The 21,532-nt window shown below is 63.6% G+C and carries 17 protein-coding genes and 1 pseudogene; 11 read left to right on the forward strand and 7 right to left on the reverse strand.

Going from position 1 to position 21,532, the window contains the following annotated elements; translation table 11 throughout:
• Positions 1 to 24: 24 nt before the first annotated feature.
• Positions 25 to 963, reverse strand: a complete 939-nt coding sequence (locus tag ACFSUD_RS03595; protein ID WP_386371546.1) for a phosphoadenosine phosphosulfate reductase — start codon at positions 961 to 963, stop codon at positions 25 to 27.
• 228 nt (positions 964 to 1,191) lie between these two features.
• Here ACFSUD_RS03595 and ACFSUD_RS03600 point away from each other — a divergent pair, with 228 nt between their 5' ends.
• Both ACFSUD_RS03600 and ACFSUD_RS03605 read left to right on the forward strand, forming a co-directional pair.
• Complete coding sequence (locus ACFSUD_RS03600; protein ID WP_386371548.1) at positions 1,192 to 2,100, forward strand: AAA family ATPase; 909 nt, start codon at positions 1,192 to 1,194, stop codon at positions 2,098 to 2,100.
• A 76-nt stretch (positions 2,101 to 2,176) separates the two neighbouring features.
• A complete protein-coding gene (locus tag ACFSUD_RS03605; RefSeq protein WP_386371550.1) occupies positions 2,177 to 3,436 on the forward strand; it encodes a vWA domain-containing protein in 1,260 nt (419 codons plus the stop codon).
• Between the two features lie 27 nt (positions 3,437 to 3,463).
• On the opposite strand, the gene purL is transcribed toward ACFSUD_RS03605, so the two are convergent.
• Positions 3,464 to 5,623 (reverse strand): phosphoribosylformylglycinamidine synthase subunit PurL, encoded by a 2,160-nt coding sequence (gene purL, locus ACFSUD_RS03610; RefSeq protein WP_386371552.1) that lies wholly within the window; start codon positions 5,621 to 5,623, stop codon positions 3,464 to 3,466.
• Positions 5,624 to 6,013: 390 nt separating this feature from the next.
• A complete protein-coding gene (locus tag ACFSUD_RS03615; protein ID WP_386371554.1) occupies positions 6,014 to 6,919 on the reverse strand; it encodes a LysR family transcriptional regulator in 906 nt (301 codons plus the stop codon).
• Positions 6,920 to 7,086: 167 nt separating this feature from the next.
• Between ACFSUD_RS03615 and ACFSUD_RS03620 the strand changes: the two genes are divergently transcribed.
• From ACFSUD_RS03620 to ACFSUD_RS03660, 9 genes and pseudogenes are all read left to right on the forward strand, one after another.
• Positions 7,087 to 10,503 carry an indolepyruvate ferredoxin oxidoreductase family protein gene (locus ACFSUD_RS03620; RefSeq protein ID WP_386371556.1) on the forward strand — a complete coding sequence of 1,139 codons (3,417 nt, stop codon included), beginning with the start codon at positions 7,087 to 7,089 and terminating at the stop codon, positions 10,501 to 10,503.
• 167 nt (positions 10,504 to 10,670) lie between these two features.
• Positions 10,671 to 11,480, forward strand: a complete 810-nt coding sequence (locus tag ACFSUD_RS03625; protein WP_386371877.1) for a glutamate racemase — start codon at positions 10,671 to 10,673, stop codon at positions 11,478 to 11,480.
• Between the two features lie 43 nt (positions 11,481 to 11,523).
• Complete coding sequence (argC, locus tag ACFSUD_RS03630) at positions 11,524 to 12,552, forward strand: N-acetyl-gamma-glutamyl-phosphate reductase (protein WP_386371558.1); 1,029 nt, start codon at positions 11,524 to 11,526, stop codon at positions 12,550 to 12,552.
• A 4-nt stretch (positions 12,553 to 12,556) separates the two neighbouring features.
• The gene (ccmE, locus tag ACFSUD_RS03635; protein ID WP_386371560.1) at positions 12,557 to 13,000 is read left to right on the forward strand and encodes a cytochrome c maturation protein CcmE; all 444 of its coding nucleotides are present in this window, start codon (positions 12,557 to 12,559) and stop codon (positions 12,998 to 13,000) included.
• A gap of 74 nt (positions 13,001 to 13,074) precedes the next feature.
• A pseudogene (locus tag ACFSUD_RS03640) lies at positions 13,075 to 13,689 on the forward strand (holin-associated N-acetylmuramidase).
• Positions 13,680 to 14,249 carry a holin family protein gene (locus ACFSUD_RS03645; RefSeq protein ID WP_386371562.1) on the forward strand — a complete coding sequence of 190 codons (570 nt, stop codon included), beginning with the start codon at positions 13,680 to 13,682 and terminating at the stop codon, positions 14,247 to 14,249. The pseudogene ACFSUD_RS03640 and the gene ACFSUD_RS03645 overlap by 10 nt, the downstream one beginning before the upstream one ends.
• Before the next feature lie 69 nt (positions 14,250 to 14,318).
• A complete protein-coding gene (locus ACFSUD_RS03650) occupies positions 14,319 to 16,286 on the forward strand; it encodes a heme lyase CcmF/NrfE family subunit (protein ID WP_386371564.1) in 1,968 nt (655 codons plus the stop codon).
• Positions 16,283 to 16,735, forward strand: a complete 453-nt coding sequence (locus tag ACFSUD_RS03655; protein ID WP_386371566.1) for a cytochrome c-type biogenesis protein — start codon at positions 16,283 to 16,285, stop codon at positions 16,733 to 16,735. Before ACFSUD_RS03650 ends, ACFSUD_RS03655 begins: the two co-directional genes overlap by 4 nt.
• Before the next feature lie 68 nt (positions 16,736 to 16,803).
• Positions 16,804 to 17,580, forward strand: coding sequence for an enoyl-CoA hydratase-related protein (locus ACFSUD_RS03660; RefSeq protein WP_386371568.1), 777 nt, complete (start codon positions 16,804 to 16,806; stop codon positions 17,578 to 17,580).
• A 16-nt stretch (positions 17,581 to 17,596) separates the two neighbouring features.
• Here the strand turns inward: ACFSUD_RS03660 and ACFSUD_RS03665 are convergent, their stop codons facing one another.
• The 4 genes from ACFSUD_RS03665 to gltX all read right to left on the reverse strand — a co-directional run bounded on the left by ACFSUD_RS03665 (position 17,597) and on the right by gltX (position 21,477).
• The gene (locus tag ACFSUD_RS03665) at positions 17,597 to 17,893 is read right to left on the reverse strand and encodes a hypothetical protein (RefSeq protein ID WP_386371570.1); all 297 of its coding nucleotides are present in this window, start codon (positions 17,891 to 17,893) and stop codon (positions 17,597 to 17,599) included.
• 364 nt (positions 17,894 to 18,257) lie between these two features.
• Complete coding sequence (locus ACFSUD_RS03670) at positions 18,258 to 18,506, reverse strand: peptidase (RefSeq protein WP_386371571.1); 249 nt, start codon at positions 18,504 to 18,506, stop codon at positions 18,258 to 18,260.
• A gap of 161 nt (positions 18,507 to 18,667) precedes the next feature.
• Positions 18,668 to 19,963 carry a citrate synthase gene (gene gltA, locus ACFSUD_RS03675; protein ID WP_386371572.1) on the reverse strand — a complete coding sequence of 432 codons (1,296 nt, stop codon included), beginning with the start codon at positions 19,961 to 19,963 and terminating at the stop codon, positions 18,668 to 18,670.
• A 113-nt stretch (positions 19,964 to 20,076) separates the two neighbouring features.
• Complete coding sequence (gltX, locus tag ACFSUD_RS03680) at positions 20,077 to 21,477, reverse strand: glutamate--tRNA ligase (RefSeq protein WP_386371573.1); 1,401 nt, start codon at positions 21,475 to 21,477, stop codon at positions 20,077 to 20,079.
• Between the last annotated feature and the right edge of the window lie 55 nt (positions 21,478 to 21,532).

Here is a 21,532-nt window from a genome sequence, read left to right on the forward strand (position 1 = left end):
TTGTCCGCAGCGGCGCCAGATGCCTTATGCGATCCGGTCCTGCCGCGCCGCCTGCAGCTGATTGAGGGTGCGCTGGAACCGCGGCGCCCGCATCCGTTCGGTGACATTGCCGCAGAGCAACAGCAACAGGCCCTCGCGCCGCGCCTCGCCGAGCAGGTTCAACAGGTTGCGCAGATAGGGCAGGTAGTCGCGCCGCGCCTGGTAAAGCTGCGCGAAACGCAGCGCGTCGAGCTCGCCCCCGGCCAGCGCCAAAAGCAGTGGTGCCAGCTGACCCATGTCGAGCAGATCGGTCTGCAGCGCATCGCCCATGTTGGGCATGCGCAGCTTGGTGACATTGCCCCGGGTGAACAGCGCCGCATGCATCGCGTCGAGCCGCTGGCGCGGGTCATAGAGCACGAAAGCCGCCTCCGCCGCGTCGAGCATGTCCGGCGCATAGCCATAGCGGCTAGTGAAATCCACACGCCGCATGTCGGTAAAGCGGTCATCCCATTCGGTGAGCCGCGGATCGAGCGTCGCCTGCGGCTGGATCGCCAGCACCCGCGCCGCCGGGGCGCTGACCGAGAAGGCAGCGGCCGCATAGGCGCAGGGCCCGGCCCCATAGAAGATCACGGTCTCGAACTCATCGAAGAAACCGTCATCGACCAGCCGGTCGAAATATCGATAGATCGCCTCGTCGCGGAACCAGGTGTCGCCGTCGCTGGCCAGGCATAGATGCGACCATTGATGATCGCGCAGCATTTCCCAACCGAGCGGCTGCGCCTTCTCCGAAAGCACCTGAATGCCCTGGAAGGTCTCGAACGTGACGAGCAGCGTCGGCCCGGCTTCGATGAAACTGGCAAAATGCCGTTTGCCCAGCGACAGGAAATAGCCGTCCTCCTCGGAAATCTCCGAGATCGCCTCCAGCCAATCGGCCTTGGACAGGTCCATGAGGGATGTCTCGATGCTCGGCTTCTGGTCTGACATGGCCGCGTCCTCAAACTGTTTCGTGCGATATCGTCATCGCGCTGTCGCCGAGAGATAGGCAGGCATTGCGGCAGAAATGCGGTAATGCGATGCGTATTTCATGCCAATTTTGCGCATGTTTTCGGCATCTTGAGCCGATCGGGAGCGTTCCCGTCAAGCTTGCCTGACCCGCTGAAGGCTTGACCCGGCGCGACAGGAATGCACGCTGGGTCAAAGCCGGAGGGGAACATGGCCGACATCACCGATATCGACGCGGTCCAGGGGCTTCTGGCCGGGGAGGGCTATATCTGCGGGCGCCCCCTGGCCACCGTGGTTTTCCTGGCGCTGCGGCTGGGACGGCCGCTGTTTCTCGAAGGCGAGGCCGGAGTGGGCAAGACCGAGATTGCCAAGGCGCTGGCGGCCGGGCTCGACCGGCGGCTGATCCGCCTGCAATGCTACGAGGGGCTCGACGCCGCCACGGCGGTCTATGAATGGAACTTCCCGGCGCAGATGGTGGCGATCCGCACCGCCGAGGCCACCCATCAGGCCGACCGCAGACAGCTGACCGCGGAACTGTTCAGCGACGAATTCCTGATCGAACGCCCGCTGCTTCAGGCGCTGCGCCCGGATGCGCGCGGCGCGCCGGTTCTGCTGATCGACGAGCTCGACCGCACCGATGCGCCCTTTGAAGCTTTCCTGCTCGAGGCGCTGAGCGATTTCCAGGTGACCATCCCCGAACGCGGCACGATCAAGGCCGAAGCTCCGCCGATCGTGATCCTCACCTCCAACCGGACCCGTGAGGTCCACGACGCGCTCAAACGCCGCTGTCTCTATCACTGGGTCGATTACCCCGATTTCCCCCGCGAAATGGAAATCCTGCGCGCCCGTGCCCCGGAGGCCGAAGCCAGCCTCAGCCGCGAAGTCGTCGCTTTCGTGCAGCAATTGCGCAGCGAAGACCTTTTCAAGAAGCCCGGCGTTGCCGAGACCATCGACTGGGCCAAATGCCTGCTCGCCCTCGACGTGATCGCGCTCAGCCCCGAGGTGATCGCAGACACGCTCGGCGCAATCCTCAAATATCAGGATGACATCGCCCGGCTGCACGGTTCGGAAGCCAAACGCATCCTCGATCAGGCCAAGGCCGGTCTGGAAGCCTCCTGATGCGCCCGCCGGCTCTTCTTCTGGCCGCAAATACCTTCGGGGGTCCGGGGGCAGAGAGCCCCCGGCGGCCTGAAACATGAGCGAAGCCTCGCCACTGACGCTGCCCGACGATCCGAAACTGGCAGGCAACATCACCCATTTCGCCCGCGCCCTGCGCCGCGCCGGTCTGCCGATAGGGCCGGGCAGCGTCATTGACGCGATCAACGCGGTCACCGCCGCCGGTTTCAGCAACCGGCAGGATTTCTTCTGGACCCTGCACGCCTGTTTCGTCACCCGACCCGAACAGACCCGGGTCTTTGCCCAATTGTTCCGGCTCTACTGGCGCGATCCCCGCTATCTCGAACACATGATGGCCGCGATGCTGCCCGCGATCCGCGGCGTGCAGGAGGACCGCCCGGCGCAACCGGCCGAGAAACGCGCCGCCGAAGCCCTGCTCGACGGTGCCGAAGTCCCTCGGCCCGATCAAACCGCGGAGACCCCTCGGGAAGAAACGATGATCGAGGTCGATGCCAGCCTCACCATGTCGCGTAATGAACGGCTGCGCAGCCTCGATTTCGAACAGATGAGTCTTTCGGAGACCGCCGCTGCCAAACGCATGCTCGCGCGACTCAGGCTGCCGATAAAACCCTTGCCCTCGCGGCGCGGCATCCATGCCCATATCGGGCGTATCGACCCGCGCCGCAGCATGCGGCTGGCCCTGCGCCGCGGCGGCGAGATCCACGAGCTGGCTTTCAGGAAACCCCGGCCGCGCTATCCCAATCTGGTGGTGCTCTGCGACATTTCCGGCTCGATGAGCCAGTATTCCCGCATGGTGCTGCATTTCCTCCACGCGGTCAGCAACCGACAGCGCGGCGGCTGGGCGCAGGTGCATGGCTTCACCTTCGGCACCCGCCTGACCAACATCACCCGCCATCTCAAGACTCGCGATGTCGACGCGGCCCTCGCCGCCGCCGGGTCCGAAGCGCGGGATTGGGAAGGCGGCACCCGTATCGGCGCCTCGCTGGCGGCGTTCAACCGCGATTGGTCACGCAGGGTGATGGGGCAGGGCGCGGTAGTGCTGCTGATCACCGACGGCCTCGACCGCGACGCCCCGGCCGAGCTGTCCCGTCAGATGAAGCGCCTGCAGCTCAGCGCCCGGCGGCTGATCTGGCTCAATCCGCTACTGCGCTGGGATGGTTTCGCCCCGAAAGCCCAGGGCATCCGCGCAATGCTGCCCCATGTCGACAGTTTCCGCGCCGGTCATTCCATCGCCTCGCTGGAGGCGCTGGCCGACGCGATCTCCCGCCCCGATGATCAGGGCGAGAAGACCCGCCTGCTGGCCCGGATGGCAGGGTGATCAAACCCTGCCGACCGGGCCCGATCTTCAGGCGAAAGTCTCTGCAAAGACGCCGCGGTAGAGCGCCGACAGCTCCGCCAGCGGCGCTTCCACGCCGCCGAACCGCACTGCCTCGCCGCCGAACTTGCCGACTGCATTCAGCGTGATCCCGGCGGCACCCGCCGCGGTCATCAAAGCTTCGGCCTGATCGAAATTACAGGCAATCAGGTAGCGCCCCTGATCCTCGCCAAACAGAGTCGGTGTATCGCCCGCATCAAGCTGCACGCCCACTCCGGCTGCCTCGGCGAGTTCAAACGCGGCCAGAGCCAGACCACCGTCGCTGAGATCGGTGCAGGCCTTGATCAGCTCGCGGTTCTCGCGGATGAATTCCCCATGACGGCGCTCGGCCTCGAGATCGACCGCAGGGGCATCGCCCTCGATGCGGCCAAAAACCTGCGCAAGGATCGCCGATTGACCAAGATGCCCGGCGGTGTCGCCGAGCACCAGTGCCACATGGCCCTCGCGCACTTCCGTCCCGATGATCTCGTCCACGTGCTGCAGCAACCCGACTGCACCGATTGTCGGGGTCGGCAGGATCGCGGCGCCATCCGTTTCGTTGTAGAGCGAGACATTGCCGGACACGATCGGCATATCGAGCGCCGCAACCGCCGCGCCGATGCCCTTGATCGCGCCGACCAGCTGACCCATGATCTCGGGCTTTTCGGGATTGCCGAAATTGAGGTTGTCGGTGGTCGCCAGCGGCCGTGCCCCCACCGCGCAGAGATTGCGATAGGCTTCCGCCACCGCCTGCTTGCCGCCCTCGACCGGGTTTGCCTTCACATAGCGCGGAGTCACGTCCGAGGTGAAGGCAATCGCCTTGACGGTGCCATGCACCCGCACGATGCCGGAGCCGATTCCCGGCGTGCGCGCCGCATCGCCCATGACCATCGTGTCATATTGTTCGAACACCCAGGCCTTGGAGGCATAGTTCGGATGGCCGATCAGCGCCTTCAATCCGTCGATCGGGTCCACACCGGGCACATCAGCCAGCGGCTCTGCGGGGGGCGTCTCGACATGGGGCCGGTCATATTCCGGCGCGGTACTGGCCAGCTTCGACAGGGGCAGGTCGGCCTTGACCTCGCCATTGTGCAGGATCAGGAACCGATCCTCGGCAATGGTCTCGCCGACAATGGCGAAATCGAGGTCCCATTTGTCGAACACCGCCTTGGCTTCGGTTTCAAGCTCGGGGCGCAGCACCATCAGCATGCGCTCCTGGCTCTCCGACAGCATCATCTCATAAGCCGTCATCTGCAGCTCACGGGTCGGCACCTTCTCCAGATCAAGCCGCACGCCGAGCTTGCCCTTGTCGCCCATCTCGACCGCTGAACATGTCAGGCCCGCAGCCCCCATGTCCTGAATCGAGATCACCGCCCCGGTCGCCATCAGCTCCAGCGTCGCTTCCATCAGGCGTTTTTCGGTAAACGGATCGCCGACCTGCACGGTCGGGCGTTTCTCTTCGATCGTGTCGTCGAACTCGGCACTGGCCATGGTCGCGCCGCCAACCCCGTCACGACCGGTCTTGGCCCCAAGGTAGACCACCGGCATGCCGACACCGGAGGCAGCGGAATAGAAAATCTTGTCGGCATCCGCGAGACCGGCCGCAAAGGCATTGACCAGACAATTGCCATCATAGGCGGTATCAAAGCGCACTTCGCCGCCCACGGTCGGCACGCCGAAGCAATTGCCGTAACCGCCGACGCCCTCGACCACGCCATGCACAAGCTGGCGTGTCTTGGGATGATCGACCCGCCCGAAGCTCAATGCGTTCATCGCCGCGATCGGGCGCGCGCCCATGGTGAAGACATCGCGCAGAATGCCGCCCACGCCGGTCGCCGCACCCTGATAGGGCTCGATATAGGACGGGTGATTGTGGCTCTCCATCTTGAAGACCAGCGCCTGACCATCGCCGATATCGACCACACCGGCATTCTCGCCGGGTCCGCAGATCACCTGCGGTCCCTCGGTCGGCAGGGTGCGCAGCCATTTCTTCGAGGATTTATAGGAACAATGCTCGTTCCACATGGCCGAGAAGATGCCCAGCTCGGTAAAGCTCGGTTCACGTCCGATGATCTCGAGAATGGTGACATATTCATCCGGCTTCAGGCCATGGCTGGCGATCAGTTCAGGCGTGATGGCAGGTTCGGTCATGATGCTTCTATCCCCGTGGCAGATACGCGCCCCTCTTAATTGAAGCCGCCTGAGGGGGAAAGGGCAAAGGGGCGGGGGGTGCATGCGCAACCGGGTGATTTCTTTATGCCGAAAATACTCATGGCGCGCAGGGAGTGAGTGCGGCAGCGATGCGGTGAGGGAGAAGAGGGCAGTCTGGGGGGTATACCGGGAATCTGGCTTGGGGTGAGGGAGGAGCTCGGCTCAAAAAAAAGGCCGAGCTCAAAGCTCGGCCAAGTCCAACAGGGAGGTATGAAGCGAAGCGCCGAAGCGTCTCAATCTTCATGAGGCTGAATTAGGGATCCGTCCCGTTCCGATCAAGTAAGATTCCGCATCCCGCCAAGCATGGCCGCTATGCGTTTTACGCATGGCTCAGCTGTTCTGCTTGTCGCGCAGCAGCTTACGGTAGCTGATGATCTCGTCCTGTACGAAATCCTTGAATGCCGAAACCCGTTTCGATTGCCGCAATTCCTCGGGATAGGCGAGATAGACGGGCACGTCCGCCGACTCGATCTCGGGCAGCACATGTACGAGATCGGGGAAATCCTGGGTGAGGTAATCGGGCAGCACGCCGATGCCGAGGTCATGCAGCACGCCCTGCAGCACGCCGAAGTAATTGTTCACTGTCAGCAGCGATCGCACGTCATTGAACATCAGTTGCTGGGCCAGGTGCAGCCCGGCGCTGACCTGGTTGCTGTCGGTGTTCTGACAGATCAGCCGGTGATCGGCGATGTCCTCGATCCGCTTCGGCGTGCCATTGTCCGCCAGGTATTTCGGGCTCGCATAGAGACACATGCGCACCGACATCAACCGCTTGCGGATCAGATCGGCCTGGCTCGGCTCCTTCATGCGGATCGCCACGTCGGCTTCGCGCATCGGCAGGTCGAGCACCCGTTCCTCGAGCATCAGGTCGACTTTCAGGTCGGGATATTTCTCATAAAGCTTTGGCAGGCGCGGCGCCAGCCAGAGCGTGCCGAAGCCGGTGGTGGTGGTGACCCGCAGATCGCCATAAACCTCTTCCTCGCTGTCGCGGATACGTGCCGCGGCGGCGTCGAGCCGTTTGGTCATGGCAGAGGTCGCATCGAACAACAGCTCGCCCTGTTCGGTCAGAATCAGCCCACGGGCGTGGCGGTGGAACAGGTTGGTGTTGAGCTGCTCCTCCAGCCCGCGAATCTGTCGCGACACGGCGGATTGCGACAGGTTCAGCCGGTCCCCCGCATGGGTCAGGCTGCCGGCATCGGCGACCGCGTGAAAAATTCTGAGTTTGTCCCAATCCATCTTTTCGGCACTTTCATTGACTTGCGCTCTCCTAACCTAATCGCACGAGATTAACAGAGGCGTGACGTTCTTGCCCCTAGATAGGAGTAATTTTCGACTATACAGGTCAGCAATTGTGACCTATCATCTCCCCGAACCGCAGATTGACGTGACCAGGGAGGCCCGCCATGACGACGCAGAAGATTTCACTCACCGACCGTTTCGACCTCGAGAAGAGCCCGGTGCTGCTCAACGGCACACAGGCGCTGGTGCGGCTGATGATGATGCAGTCGGCGCGCGACCGCGCGGCAGGTCTCAACACCGCAGGCTATGTCACCGGCTATCGCGGCTCACCGCTCGGGGCGGTCGACCTGCAGATGGGCCGCGCCGAAAAGCTGCTCGCCGAGCATAACGTCAAGTTCCATCCCGGCCTCAACGAAGACCTTGCAGCGACCGCGCTCTGGGGCAGCCAGCAAGCGGAGCTGCGCGGGGAGGGCAAGTATGACGGCGTCTTCGGTCTCTGGTACGGCAAGGGGCCGGGGGTGGACCGGACCGGCGACGTGATGCGCCATGCCAACATGGCCGGCACCGCGCCCCATGGCGGCGTGCTGATGGCGATGGGCGATGACCATACCGGTGAATCCTCGACCGTACTGCACCAGTCCGAATGGGCGATGGTCGATGCCTACATGCCGGTCGTGTCGCCCGCCGGGGTGCAGGAGATCCTCGATTACGGCATCTACGGCTGGGCGCTGTCGCGTTTCTCGGGGCTCTGGGTCGGGCTCAAGACCATGAAGGACACGGTCGAAGCCACCAGCGTCGTCAACGGCGATCCGCAGCGCATGCAGCTGGTGCTGCCCGAATTCGACATGCCCCAAGGCGGGCTCAACATCCGGCTCGGTGACACCCCGCATCTGCAGGAAGCGCGGATGATCGACTACAAGCGCTTCGCCGCCGAAGCCTTCAGTCATGCCAACAAAATGGACAAGCGGGTCTGGGGCAAACGCGGCGCCAGGATCGGCTTTGCCGCGGCGGGCAAGAACTGGCTCGATCTGGTCCATGCCCTCAGCCTGCTGAACATCGATGAGAACGAGGCCGAGCGCCTCGGCATCACCACCTACAAGATCGGCCAGACCTTCCCGCTCGACATGCACGGCTTTCACGACTGGGCCGAAGGGCTCGACCTGATCGTCGTGGTCGAGGAAAAGCGCAAGCTGATCGAAGTGCAGGTCAAGGAAGCCCTGTTCTCTGATACCCACCGCCGGGTCTATGGCTGGCACAAGGGCGGCGGTGCGGGCATGGAACATGGCGAAGAGCTGTTCCCGACCCGTGGCGCGCTCGACCCGATTCTGATCGCCGAGAAGATCGGCGGTATCCTGCTCGAAGAGAGCCGCGAGACCGATGGCATCCGCGCCGGGCTGGCCGCACTCAACGAAGCGCGTCGTGCCGACAATGCCGAGGATATCGCCGCCCGTCTGCCCTATTACTGCTCGGGTTGCCCGCATAACTCCTCCACCAAGGTGCCCGAAGGCTCGCGCGCCTATGCCGGGATCGGCTGTCACTACATGGTGCAATGGATGGACCGCGAGACCACCGGCTTCACCCATATGGGCGGCGAAGGTGCCAACTGGATCGGCGAGGCGCCGTTCTCCACCACGCCGCATGTGTTCCAGAACCTCGGCGACGGCACCTACAACCATTCCGGCGTGCAGGCGATCCGCGCCGCCCTCGCGGCGGGTGTCAACATCACCTACAAGATCCTTTACAACGACGCCGTGGCGATGACCGGTGGCCAGCATAACGAGGGCGATCTCGATGCCTACCGCATCGTGGCCGAGCTCAAGGCGATGGGCGTGAAGAACATCGCCGTGGTCTATGACGAGAAGGAAGAGGTGGACCTCAAGCGCTTCACCGGGGTCGAGATTCACGAACGCGCCGAGATGGACAATGTCCAGAAGGCATTCACCAAGCATCAGGGCGTCAGCGCCATCGTCTATATCCAGACCTGCGCCGCCGAGAAACGCCGCCGCCGCAAGCGCGGCCTGTTTCCCGACCCGGACAAGCGGGTGTTCATCAACGAAGACGTCTGCGAAGGCTGCGGCGACTGCGGCGTGCAATCCAACTGCGTCTCGATCGTCCCGAACGAGACCGAACTGGGCCGCAAACGCGCCATCGACCAGTCCTCCTGCAACAAGGATTTCTCCTGTCTCAAGGGCTTCTGCCCTTCCTTCGTAAGCCTTGAGGGCGCAAACATCCGCAAGGACCCGACCACCGAGATCACCATTCCCGATCTGCCGATGCCGGAGCTGCCGCGCATCAAGGGCACCCATAACGTGGTGATTACCGGGGTTGGCGGCACCGGGGTCGTCACCGTCGGCGCGCTGCTGGCACAGGCGGCACAGCTCGACGGCAAGGGCGCGGGCATGATGGAAATGGCCGGTCTCGCGCAGAAGGGCGGTGCGGTGCATATCCATTGCCGTCTCGCCGAGAAACCCGCTGACATCAGCGCCATTCGCGTCGCCACCGGCGAGGCCGACGCGCTGATCGGTGGCGATCTGGTGGTTTCCGCCGGGCACAAGACGCTGGGGCTAACCAAGCAGGGCCGCACCGGCGCGGTGGTCAATTCCCATCAGATCATCACCGGCGACTTCACCCGCGATACCGAATTCCAGCTACCCTATGACCGGCTCAGCCTCGCCATCGAAGCACGGCTCAAGGACCGGCTGGCGATGTTCGATGCCTCCGACCTTGCCAAGGCGGCGCTGGGCGATTCGATCTATTCCAACATGATGATCTTCGGTGCCGCCTGGCAGCGGGGGCTGCTGCCGCTGACCCTTGAAAGCATCCAGGAGGCGATCCGCATGAACGGGGCTGCCGTCGATCGCAACCTGCGTGCCTTCGAGATCGGGCGCTGGGCAGTGCTCCATCCGCAGGAAGCTGCGGCGCTCAGCACGCCCAAGGTCATCGACCTGCCAAAATCGCTCGACGAAAAAATTGGCTACCGTGTTGCGCAGTTGAACGCCTATCAGGGCAAGCGACTGTCGCGCCGCTATACCGCGCTGCTGGAGCGGATCGAGGATCGCGACGTCGTGGCCGCAGCCGCCGTCGGCTATCACAAGCTGCTGTCCTACAAGGATGAATACGAGGTCGCCCGCCTACTGCTGTCCAGCCGCGACAAGGCCCGCGCCGAGTTTGACGGTGATTTCAAGATGACCTTCCACATGGCGCCGCCGATTATTTCCAAGGACGGGCCCGATGGCCGCCCGATGAAGCGCGAATTCGGCCAATGGCTCGAAGGACCGCTGCGTCTGATGGCCAAGTTCAAAGGCCTGCGCGGCACCCCCTTCGACCCGTTCGGCTATACCGCCGAGCGCAAGATGGAACGCGCGCTGATCAGGCAATACGAGGCCGACATGGAGGAGGTGCTGCCGCTGCTCACCGATGCCACCCGCGCGCCGATCATCGCGCTTGCCGAACTTCCGTTGCAGATCCGTGGCTTTGGTCCGGTCAAACAGGCCAACGAGGCGAAGGCTGCCAAGCGCCGCGAGGAATTGCTTGCCGTAATCCGTGCCGGTGGCACGGCGACCGCGAAGGCGGCGGAGTGACAAAGCGCACGGCCGCCCGGCGCGGGGCGGCCGAACCCGTATTGCGGGAACAGCGCATCCTGCCGATGGATTTCCCGCGCGAAGCCGCGTAAGAGCATTCCTGAGACACGGCACCATGCCCTGCCCCCGGCCGGGAGCAGGCGCGCCGCAACATGGCTGAGGATATTATGGCAGTTGGTATTTTCGACTCGGGGCTTGGCGGGCTGACCGTCTGGGCGGCGGTGCAGGAACGGCTTCCGGAAGTGGATTTCGTCTATCTCGCGGACAGCGCCCATGCGCCCTATGGCGTGCGCACCGCTGATGACATCTACGAGCTGACCTGCGCCGCCGTGCAGCGGCTGTTCGATGCCGGATGCGATCTGGTCATTCTCGCCTGCAACACCGCCTCGGCAGCGGCTCTGCGCCGGATGCAGGAAAGCTGGGTGCCGGAGGGCAAACGCGTGCTCGGCGTCTTCGTGCCGCTGATCGAGGCGCTGACCGAGCGGCAATGGGGCGACAATTCGCCGCCGCGCGAGGTTGCCGTGCAGCACGTGGCGCTGTTCGCCACCCCCGCTACCGTGGCGAGCCGCGCCTTCCAGCGTGAACTGGCCTTCCGCGCCATCGGCGTCGATGTCGAGGCGCAGGCCTGCGGCGGAGTGGTCGATGCGATCGAGGAGGGGGATTTCATCCTCGCCGAGGCCCTGGTGCGGTCCCACGTCGATGCCCTGCGGCGCAAGATGCCGCTGCCGCAGGCGGCGATCCTCGGCTGCACCCATTATCCGTTGATGCAGGAAGTCTTCCAGGCCGCATTGGGCGAAGAAGTGCAGGTGTTCAGCCAGGCCAGCCTCGTCGCCGAGAGCCTCGCCGACTATCTGGCCCGGCACCCGGCCCTGATGGGGAGTGGCGAGTCGGCCTTCCTAACCACCGGCGATCCGGCCCGGGTCAGCAGCCGCGCCACCCAGTTCCTGCGCCGCGAGATCCGTTTCGAGGCTGCCTGAGATACCGACACGATACCAACATGTTACCGACGGGATACCGCAAATGAGCTACAACATCGCCATACTCGGCGCCTCGGGCTATACCGGCGCCGAATTGATCCGCCTGATTTCCGGCCATTCCGCCATGAAGATCAAGGCTTTGGGTGGCAATTCGAAAGCCGGGCAAAGCCTCGCCCAGGTGTTTCCGCACCTGCGCCACCTCGATCTGCCCGATCTCGTCACCATGGAGGAAATCGACTTCTCCGGGATCGACCTGTGCTTCTGCGCCCTGCCGCACAAGACCTCGCAGGAGGTCATCGCCGCGCTTCCGCAAGACCTCAAGATTGTTGATCTTTCCGCTGACTTTCGGCTGCGCGATCCGGAGGATTACGCCAAATGGTACGGCAACGAACACGCCGCCCTCGCGCAGCAGCAAGAGGCCGTCTACGGCCTTACCGAATTTTACCGCGAGGAGATCCGCCGGGCCCGGCTCGTGGCCGGTACCGGATGCAATGCGGCAACCGGGCAATATGCGCTGAGACCCCTTGTGTCCGAGGGGGTGATCGACCTTGATGACATTATCCTTGATCTCAAATGCGCCGTCTCCGGGGCCGGGCGCAGCCTCAAGGAGAACCTGCTCCATGCCGAGCTCAGCGAGGGCTATCACGCCTATGCGCTTGGCGGCACACATCGCCATCTGGGCGAGTTCGATCAGGAATTCTCGGCCCTTGCCGGACGCCCGGTAAAGGTACAATTCACCCCGCATCTGATCCCGGCGAACCGCGGTATCCTCGCTACGACCTATGTGAAGGGTGACGCGCAAGTCATTCATGAAACTCTGGAAAACGCCTATTCGGGTGAACCCTTCATTGCGGTGCTTCCGTTCGGCGAGCCGCCAAGCACGCGCCATGTGCGCGGCTCGAATTATTGTCATATCGGCGTGGTGGCGGACCGGCTCGAAGGACGGGCTATCGTCGTGGCAGCGCTCGACAACCTCACCAAGGGTTCAAGCGGACAGGCCTTGCAGAATGCCAACCTGATGTTAGGTATTGACGAGACAGAGGCGCTGACGATGGCGCCGCTTTTCCCGTAGTGTCATGAAAAGTCTCAAGAAACAAAGGCGTATTCAGGTCGTCCTCGTGGCGGTCGTGGCGCTGGTGCTCTCCACCGGGCTGATCGGCTACGCTTTGCGCGACGGGATAAATTTTTTCCGCGCGCCGAGCCAGGTGATCGCCGAACCGCCCGGCCCGAACGAGGTCTTCCGTATCGGCGGGCTAGTCTCCGAAGGCTCGCTGATCCGCGGCGAGGGCGAGACGATCCGTTTCTCGGTCACCGATGGCGGCGCCGAGGTGCCGGTTACTTTCACCGGGGTGTTGCCTGATCTCTTCGAGGAGAACCAGGGCATGGTCGGCACCGGACGCTACGTGAATGGTGTATTCGAAGCATCTGAAATCCTTGCGAAACATGACGAAACCTACATGCCCAAGGAGGTCGTGGACGCGCTGAAGGAACAGGGCGTTTACCAGGAACCCGAAAGCTGAGGGCGCACGCCCGGTCCAGCCTCTCTTAACCTCTTGCCGACCAGTCTCTTCCGCATCACAGCGGGAGAACAGGCATGTTGCAAGTCAGGGAAATCGCGGCGCAGATCGTGGCTCGGGAGGGCGGCTTCGTCGATGATCCGGACGATTCGGGCGGGGCGACGAAATACGGGGTGACGATCCATACGATGCGACGGCTCGGGCTCGATCTCGACCGGGATGGCGACGTGGATCGCATTGATGTGCAGCGCCTTTCGAAGCGGCAGGCAGTGCAGATTTTCCTTGATCACTACTACCGCGCCCCGCGGCTGGCGGAATTGCCGGAGCCATTGCAGCCCAGCGTCTTTGATATGTATGTCAATGCCGGGGCCAATGCCGTGAAGATCCTGCAACGGCTGCTGCGCGACATGGGGTAGGGCAAGATCGCTGTGGACGGGGTGCTCGGGCCGCAGAGCCTTACGGCGGCAGAGAGGGCGATGCGGGCTGCGCCGGATCATCTGGTCGATGCCTACGGGATCGCGCGGCGCAATTATTATTTCCGGCTGGCTGATCGCCGTCCGGCGAGTCGCAAATATGCCCGCAGCCGGGCGGGTGGCAAGGGCGGCTGGATCCGCCGGGCCGAGGCATTCATCGCCCCGCGCTATCATCTTAGCGCCAGTGAATTTCAGCGGAGAGTGGCGGCATGGGGGTGATCGAACGGATTTTCGGGTTGATCTTCGGCGAAGGCAACATGCTGCGCGGGACAGCGGAGGTATTTCGCGAAAACGCCGAAGCCGGGGCGCAGCGCGGCGCCGCTGCGCAGGCTCAGGCGATGGTCCAGTTTGGCGGCGAATTCGCCGGGACGGGGCGGGGTCGTTTCGACAGGCTGATGGACGGGATCAACCGCCTGCCGCGCCCCTTGCTGGCGCTCGGCACGCTGGGGCTCTTCGTCTCCGCCATGGTCGATCCGCTCTGGTTTGCCGAACGGATGCAGGGCATCGCGCTGGTACCGGAGCCGCTATGGTGGTTGCTCGGCGTGATCGTGTCGTTCTATTTCGGAGCGAGGCATCAGGTGAAATCCCAGCAATTTCAACAGGCGCTGGCGGGCAGCATCAATCGCGTGCCGCGGGTGATCGACAATATCTCGATGCTGCGAGATCTGCGCGCGGACACTGTCAGGATTGCCGCCACCGGCGCCGATGCGCGCCTGACCTCGGCAACGCTCCACCCCGATCAGAATGCCGCCCTGGCGGCGTGGCGTGCCAAGGGCTGACTGCGACGCTTTGGTCGGTGCGACGATGAGCTATGGCATGGGGCGCGGCGGCACTTTATAGTCGCGCCCATGATTACAGAACTCGGACATTTCGCACTGATCCTCGCCTTCGTTCTGGCCATCATCCAGACGGTCGTGCCGCTGATCGGTGCGCAGCGCCGCTGGCCCGGCTGGATGGCGCTGGCCGAGCCCGCCGCTACCGCGCAATTCGCTTTGACCGCGCTGGCCTTCGGAGCGCTGGTCTGGGCCTTCGTCACCTCCGATTTCAGCCTGCGCGTCGTGGTGCTCAACAGCCATTCCGCCAAGCCGCTGCTCTACAAGATCAGCGGCACCTGGGGCAATCACGAGGGCTCGATGCTGCTCTGGGTGTTGATCGTCACGCTGTTCGGCGCCATGGCTGCCTGGTTCGGGGGCAACCTGCCGCCCACCTTGCGGGCAAGGGTGTTGGCGGTGCAGGCGGCGATCGCGGTGGCGTTCTTTGCGTTCATCCTGTTCACCTCCAATCCCTTCCTGCGCCTCGCGGTGCCGCCCTTCGACGGCGAAGACCTCAACCCGCTGCTGCAGGATCCGGGCCTCGCCTTCCATCCGCCGTTCCTCTACCTCGGCTATGTCGGGCTCAGCATGACCTTCAGCTTCGCTGTGGCGGCGCTGATCGAGGGGCGCGTCGATGCCGCCTGGGGGCGCTGGGTGCGACCCTGGACGCTGGCCGCCTGGGTCTTCCTGACCATCGGCATCGCTCTGGGGAGCTGGTGGGCCTATTACGAGCTTGGCTGGGGCGGTTTCTGGTTCTGGGATCCGGTCGAGAACGCCTCCTTCATGCCGTGGCTTCTGGCCGCAGCGCTGCTGCATTCCGCGATCGTGGTGGAGAAACGCGAGAGCCTGAAGAGCTGGACCATCCTGCTGGCGATCCTCGCCTTCGGCTTCTCGCTGATCGGGACGTTCATCGTGCGCTCCGGCCTGCTGACCTCCGTCCATGCCTTCGCCAATGATCCCGAGCGTGGCGTTTTCGTGCTGGCGATCCTGGCCTTCTTCATGGGCGGAGCGCTGGTGCTCTTCACCTTCCGCGCCGGGGCCATGGAGGCCAAGGGCGTGTTCGGGCTGGTGAGCCGCGAATCCGCGCTGCTGGTCAACAACCTGCTGCTCGCGGTGGCCTGTTTCGTGGTCTTCGTCGGTACCATGTGGCCGCTGCTGGCGGAGATGTTCTTTGACCGCAAGCTCAGCGTCGGCCCGCCGTTCTTCAATGCCGCTTTCACGCCCTTCATCGTGGCGTTGGGTTTGTTCCTGCCAATCGGCTCGGCGATGCCGTGGAAACGCGCGCGCTGGGGCCGGGTGCTGCGGCCGCTGATCCCGGCGATGCTGCTGGCGATCGCCCTTTTCGGCCTGCTCTTCGCGCTGCAATCGGGGCGCAGCCTGCTCGGACCCTTCGGTCTCGCGCTCGGCGCCTGGCTGGTGATGGGCACCGGCATTGACCTGGCGCGCCGCACCGGACGCGGCACCGGGCGCTGGCGCCGTCTGGCGCGGCTGCCGCGGGCCGAGTGGGGCAAGTTCACCGCCCATGCCGGGCTCGGGATCACCATCATCGGTGTCGCCGGCCTCACCGCCTGGAGCATGGATGACATCCGGGTGGCGCAGATCGACACCCCCTTCACGGTGGGCGACTACACGCTGACCCTGAACGGGGTCGCGGAGGTCGAGGGGCCGAATTACCTGACCAGCATGGCCGACGTGACGCTGGCACGGGAGGGAGACGAAATAGCCCGGCTGCGGCCGGAAAAACGTTTCTACCCGGTCGCGCAGATGCCGACCACGGAGGCGGCGATCCATCAGAACCTGGCGCGCGATGTCTATGTGGTGATCGGCGATGCACAGGGCGATCGCGGCTGGACGCTGCGGACCTATATCAAGCCGCTGACCAACTGGATCTGGATCGGCTGCGCGCTGATGGCGCTTGGCGGCCTGCTGAGCCTCAGCGACCGGCGCTTCCGTGTCGCAGCCGGGGCGCAGAAACAGCCTGTCTCGCCGGTGGCGGCGGAATGAAACGCCTGCTGCTGGTCCTCCTGCTCTGCACCGGCCCCGCGCTGGCGGTGGAACCGGACGAGATGCTCGACGATCCGGCGCTCGAGGCGCGCGCGCGCGAGCTGTCGCAGGGGCTGCGCTGCCTCGTCTGTCGCAATGAAAGCATCGACGAGAGCAACGCCAGCCTGGCGCGCGACCTGCGCCTGCTGCTGCGCGAGCGGCTCATAGCGGGGGACAGCGACGAGGAAGCGGTCGATTACATCGTCGGGCGCTATGGCGAATATGTGCTGCTCAATCCGCAGGCCACCGGCGCCAACTGGCTGCTCTGGGGGGCCGGGCCGCTGATGCTGCTGCTGGCCGGGGGCATGGGGCTTATCTACCTGCGCGGCCGGGCGAAGGCGCGGGGTGCCGAGGAAACCCCGCTCAGCGCGGAAGAGCAGTCCCGGCTGCGCGATATTCTCGATCGCTGACGTGCGGTCCCTCTGGTCCGGTGCACCGGCTTTGCTAGGGTGTGCGCAACCAGCGAGGAAACACCGCCATGCAATACGAGACCCTGACCTATCAAGTGAGCGACGCCGTCGCCGTGATCACCCTGAACCGCGCCGAGCGGATGAACGCGCTCAGCAGCCAGATGCGCGCCGAGATCACCCATGCGGTGACGCAGGGCGGCAAGGAAGCGCGGGTCGTGGTGCTGACCGGCGCGGGGCGCGCCTTCTGTTCCGGGCAGGATCTGGGCGATGGCGCCTCGGCGGCGGATCTCGATCTCGAACGTACGCTGCGCGACGAATACGCGCCCATGCTGAGCGCGATCAGCGATTGCCCGGTGCCGACGATCTGCGCCGTCAACGGTCCTGCGGCCGGGGCGGGGGCCAATCTGGCGCTGGCGGCGGACGTGGTCTTCGCAACGGAATCCGCTTATTTCATGCAGGCTTTCACGCGGATCGGCCTGATCCCGGATGCCGGTGGCACCTATGCGCTGCCGCGTCAGATGGGCATGGCCAAGGCAATGGGTGCAGCGCTTTTCGCCGACAAGATCAGCGCGCGTCAGGCGGATGATTGGGGGATGATCTGGGCCGCGGTGCCGGATGCGGAATTCGACTCCCACTGGCGCGCCAAGGCGCTGCAGCTCGCCGCCGGTCCGACCGCCGCTTACGCCGCGGTCAAACGGGTGATCCGGCAATCCTGGGACAACAACCTCGAAGATCAGTTGACACTGGAGGCCCATGAACAGGGGCTCTGCGGCAAGTCGCGGGATTTCAAGGAAGGGGTGCTGGCCTTCACCGAGAAACGTGCGCCGCGTTTCGAAGGGCGCTGAACCGCCGGTCGGCCCTTCAGAAACTGCGTTCGACGAGCAGCACGTCCTCGACGCAGGGGGCGGGCCCGGCGCGGGCGATCACCGCCACTGCGATGCCATCGGCCAGCACCTGATGGACCGACCGCGAAAGACTGCAGATGGTGATCTCCGGCGGGCAATGACCCTTGGCATAGACCACCGCGACCTGGTCGCAATCATGCAGTGTATCGGGCACCAGCGCGCCCTGCGGCAGCGCCTCGGCATGATCGGCCAGAGACGACAGACCCGCCGCGCGGTCCCAGCGCAGCTTCGAAGAGATCGTCGATCTTCCCATCAGCCTCTCCTGACGTGTTCCGTAGGCGCATTGCCGATCGTCACCGTTTCGCCCCTCGGGCGCGGGTCGGCATTGCTGTTGATCGGCATGCCTGACCCTCTTCAAACTCTCATGAAACGCTCTCCCGAATGAGGGTAGCGAGTGCCGGAGGGGGCGGTCAAGCACGGGCGGGGCACTGTCACAAGACCCGCAACAATGCCATGATCCTGCCATCATTCTCAGATCGGCGTGGCAGAATCCCTTGTGGCGAACGAAACAATCGCGGCGAAACAGGCCGATTCGACATGGCGGAGCCGGTGCTCCCGTGGAGCGATTCGTTGGCTGCTTCCGGTAGGTTCCTACAGAAGGAACCCCCACGGCCTCTTCAGCCATTCAGCAGGAAATACCGTGCAATGCCGTAGACATAGAGGCCCGAGAAGATGATGTTGATGATCTTGAGCTGCGGTTCGCTGCGGAACCAGCCGTAAAACACCCAGATCAGGCAGAAGGGCAGGCCGAAGAACATGGCGGCCAATTGCCAGCCTTGAACGATACAAATCGTGCTGCAGAGTCCCAAAGCGAAGGCAGCCCATTTCACCGGCTGCTCATAGGCAGCCAACGTCAAAAGCGTCATTGTTCAAACTTTCAGGTAATCAGCGCCGTAAACCCGGCGTTCTGATGCGAATTTGCTAGCAGATCATCGGTCGGCGAGCAACATCGTGGGCCTTGCCGCCCCGCGCGCGCAAAAAAATACCCCGGAGAACCGGGGTATTGGGAGGGCAATCTGTGCCGCCTTCAGCGGTTTTCTATATCTACATAGTCACGCTGTTCCGCGCCGCGGTAGAGCTGACGCGGGCGGCCGATCTTGTTCTGCGGATCGGCAATCATTTCCTTCCACTGCGAGATCCAACCGACGGTGCGCGACACGGCGAAGATCGGGGTGAACATCGAGGTCGGGAAACCCATCGCCTCAAGAATGATGCCGGAATAGAAATCGACATTCGGGAACAGCTTCTTCTCGGCGAAATACGGATCTTCCAGCGCCTGACGCTCGAGCTCCTTGGCGACCTGCAGGATCGGGTTGTTTTCCACCCCGAGCAGTTCCAGCACCTCGTCGGCGCTTTCCTTCATCACCGTCGCGCGCGGATCGAAATTCTTGTAGACCCGGTGGCCGAAGCCCATCAGGCGGAACGGGTCGTTCTTGTCCTTGGCTCGGGCGATGAATTCCGGGATCCGGTCTGGTGTGCCGATCTCCTTCAGCATCTCCAGGCAGGCCTGATTGGCGCCGCCATGGGCCGGACCCCAGAGACAGGCGATCCCGGCGGCGATGCACGCGAAGGGATTGGCACCCGAGGAGGAGGCGAGCCGCACGGTCGAGGTCGAGGCGTTCTGCTCGTGATCCGCATGCAGGGTGAAGATCCGGTCCATCGCACGGCTCAGGATCGGGTTGACCTGATATTCCTCCGCCGGGACGGCAAAGCACATGCGCAGGAAGTTCGACGCGTAATCGAGATCGTTGCGCGGATAGACGAAGGGCTGACCGACAGTGTATTTATAGGCCATCGCGGCGATCGTCGGCATCTTGGCGATGAGCCGGATCGAGGCCACTTCCCGTTGCCAGTCGTCGGTCACATCGGTGCTGTCGTGATAGAAGGCAGACATCGCCCCGACCACGCCGACCATCACCGCCATCGGATGCGCATCGCGGCGGAAACCGCGGAAGAAATACATCATCTGCTCGTGCAGCATGGTGTGATTGGTCACCCGCATCTCGAAATCTTCAAGCTGCGCGGGGGAGGGCAGCTCGCCGTAAAGCAGCAGGTAGCACACTTCGAGGTAATGTGACTGGCTGGCGAGCTGGTCGATCGGGTAGCCGCGGTGCAGCAACACGCCCTCATCGCCGTCGATGAAGGTGATGGTGCTGTCGCAGGCCGCGGTGGAGGTGAAGCCGGGATCATAGGTGAAGACATCCGCCTGGGCATAGAGCTTGCGGATATCAACGACATCCGGTCCCACGGTGGGTGAATACATCGGCAGATCATAGCTCTTGCCGTCGATGGTCAGCGTTGCGGATTTCTTGCTTTCAGCCATGAATTACCTTCCCGAATATATGTCGCGCGGACCTGCCGCAATTTGGGCATGCCCCCGGTCGGGGGTGGCCCTTTGGTTACCTCATACCGCCTTGAGATGAGGTGAACCTGATCTCAGATAGCGGCGTCCTCCAGCCGGGCCAGGGATTCGTCGCGTCCCAGCACCAGCATCATATCAAAAACCGACGGTGTCACGGCACGCCCGGCGAGCGCCGCCCGCAGCGGCCCCGCCAACTTGCCGAATTTGGTGTCCTTCGCAGCGGCAAAGCCGTTCAGCACATCCTCCAGCGTTTCCTTGTCCCAATTAACATTTTGCAGATGCGGCGTCAATTCCGCCAGTATACCACGGGATACCGTATCAAGGTTCTTGGCCGCTTTCTCGTCACATTCAACGGGGCGGGAGGTCAGGGCGAAATGTGCTTTATCAAGCAGTTCCGGCAATGTCTTCGCGCGATCCTTCAGGCAGTAGAGCGCTTTCTCGAGCGCGCTTGACTGCGCGGCATCCAAGGCAGGAAGCCCGGCCGCCTGCAAATATTCCTCACATTCACGCCGCAGCGCGGCATCATCGGCGGCGGCAATATGCTGACCGCAGATGTTTTCCAGCTTCTTGAGATCGAACTGGGCCGGAGACTTGCGGATACCGTCAAGATCGAACCATTCCTGCGCCTGGGCATCGGTAAAGAATTCGTCATCGCCATGGCTCCAGCCGAGCCGTGCGAGATAATTCCGCATCCCCGCCGCCGGGTAGCCCATGACCTGATATTCCTGTGCCCCGAGCGCGCCATGACGTTTCGAAAGCTTCTTGCCGTCGGAGCCGTGGATCAGCGGGATATGGGCCCAGACCGGCACCTCCCAGCCCATCGCCTCGTAGATCATCATCTGCCGTGCGGCATTGTTGAGATGGTCATCGCCCCGGATCACATGGGTCACACCCATGTCATGATCATCGACCACCACCGCAAGCATGTAGACCGGCGTGCCATCCGAGCGCAGCAGCACCATGTCGTCGAGCTGATCGTTGCGGATCGTGACGTCGCCCTGCACCCGGTCGCGGATCACCGTCTGGCCGGTCAACGGTGCCTTGATGCGGATCACATAGGGCGCGTCGGGATGGCTTTCGGGCGCCGCATCGCGCCAGGGCGAGCGGTAGAGGGTGCTGCGGCCCTCCGCCTTGGCTTCCTCGCGGAATGCAGTGATCTCGTCCTGGCTGGCGAAGCATTTATATGCCTTGCCACGGGCGAGCAGATCCTGCGCGACCTCGGCATGACGCCCGGCATTCTCGAACTGGCTGATGATCTCGCCGTCATGATCGAGACCGAGCCATGCCATACCCTGCAGAATCGCTGCCGTCGCTTCGGGGGTGGAACGGGCGCGGTCGGTGTCCTCGATGCGCAGCAGGAACTTGCCGCCACGGCCGCGTGCATAGAGCCAGTTGAACAGCGCCGTGCGCGCCCCGCCAATGTGAAGATACCCCGTGGGTGAAGGGGCAAAACGGGTGACAACTGGCGAGGACATGGGCGCGACTAACCTTTCGTAGATGGATCTGACTGCGGCGCAGGGCGGCATTTAC

The sequence above is a fragment of the Sulfitobacter aestuarii genome, from assembly GCF_042685005.1.
Taxonomy (GTDB): Bacteria; Pseudomonadota; Alphaproteobacteria; order Rhodobacterales; family Rhodobacteraceae; genus Sulfitobacter; species Sulfitobacter aestuarii.

Coding starts and splice junctions, on each gene's coding strand:
- ACFSUD_RS03595 (WP_386371546.1), bottom strand. CDS start 963: ATGTCAGACCAGAAGCCGAGCATCGAGACATCCCTCATGGACCTGTCC.
- ACFSUD_RS03600 (WP_386371548.1), top strand. CDS start 1,192: ATGGCCGACATCACCGATATCGACGCGGTCCAGGGGCTTCTGGCCGGG.
- ACFSUD_RS03605 (WP_386371550.1), top strand. CDS start 2,177: ATGAGCGAAGCCTCGCCACTGACGCTGCCCGACGATCCGAAACTGGCA.
- purL (WP_386371552.1), bottom strand. CDS start 5,623: ATGACCGAACCTGCCATCACGCCTGAACTGATCGCCAGCCATGGCCTG.
- ACFSUD_RS03615 (WP_386371554.1), bottom strand. CDS start 6,919: ATGGATTGGGACAAACTCAGAATTTTTCACGCGGTCGCCGATGCCGGC.
- ACFSUD_RS03620 (WP_386371556.1), top strand. CDS start 7,087: ATGACGACGCAGAAGATTTCACTCACCGACCGTTTCGACCTCGAGAAG.
- ACFSUD_RS03625 (WP_386371877.1), top strand. CDS start 10,671: ATGGCAGTTGGTATTTTCGACTCGGGGCTTGGCGGGCTGACCGTCTGG.
- argC (WP_386371558.1), top strand. CDS start 11,524: ATGAGCTACAACATCGCCATACTCGGCGCCTCGGGCTATACCGGCGCC.
- ccmE (WP_386371560.1), top strand. CDS start 12,557: ATGAAAAGTCTCAAGAAACAAAGGCGTATTCAGGTCGTCCTCGTGGCG.
- ACFSUD_RS03645 (WP_386371562.1), top strand. CDS start 13,680: ATGGGGGTGATCGAACGGATTTTCGGGTTGATCTTCGGCGAAGGCAAC.
- ACFSUD_RS03650 (WP_386371564.1), top strand. CDS start 14,319: ATGATTACAGAACTCGGACATTTCGCACTGATCCTCGCCTTCGTTCTG.
- ACFSUD_RS03655 (WP_386371566.1), top strand. CDS start 16,283: ATGAAACGCCTGCTGCTGGTCCTCCTGCTCTGCACCGGCCCCGCGCTG.
- ACFSUD_RS03660 (WP_386371568.1), top strand. CDS start 16,804: ATGCAATACGAGACCCTGACCTATCAAGTGAGCGACGCCGTCGCCGTG.
- ACFSUD_RS03665 (WP_386371570.1), bottom strand. CDS start 17,893: ATGGGAAGATCGACGATCTCTTCGAAGCTGCGCTGGGACCGCGCGGCG.
- ACFSUD_RS03670 (WP_386371571.1), bottom strand. CDS start 18,506: ATGACGCTTTTGACGTTGGCTGCCTATGAGCAGCCGGTGAAATGGGCT.
- gltA (WP_386371572.1), bottom strand. CDS start 19,963: ATGGCTGAAAGCAAGAAATCCGCAACGCTGACCATCGACGGCAAGAGC.
- gltX (WP_386371573.1), bottom strand. CDS start 21,477: ATGTCCTCGCCAGTTGTCACCCGTTTTGCCCCTTCACCCACGGGGTAT.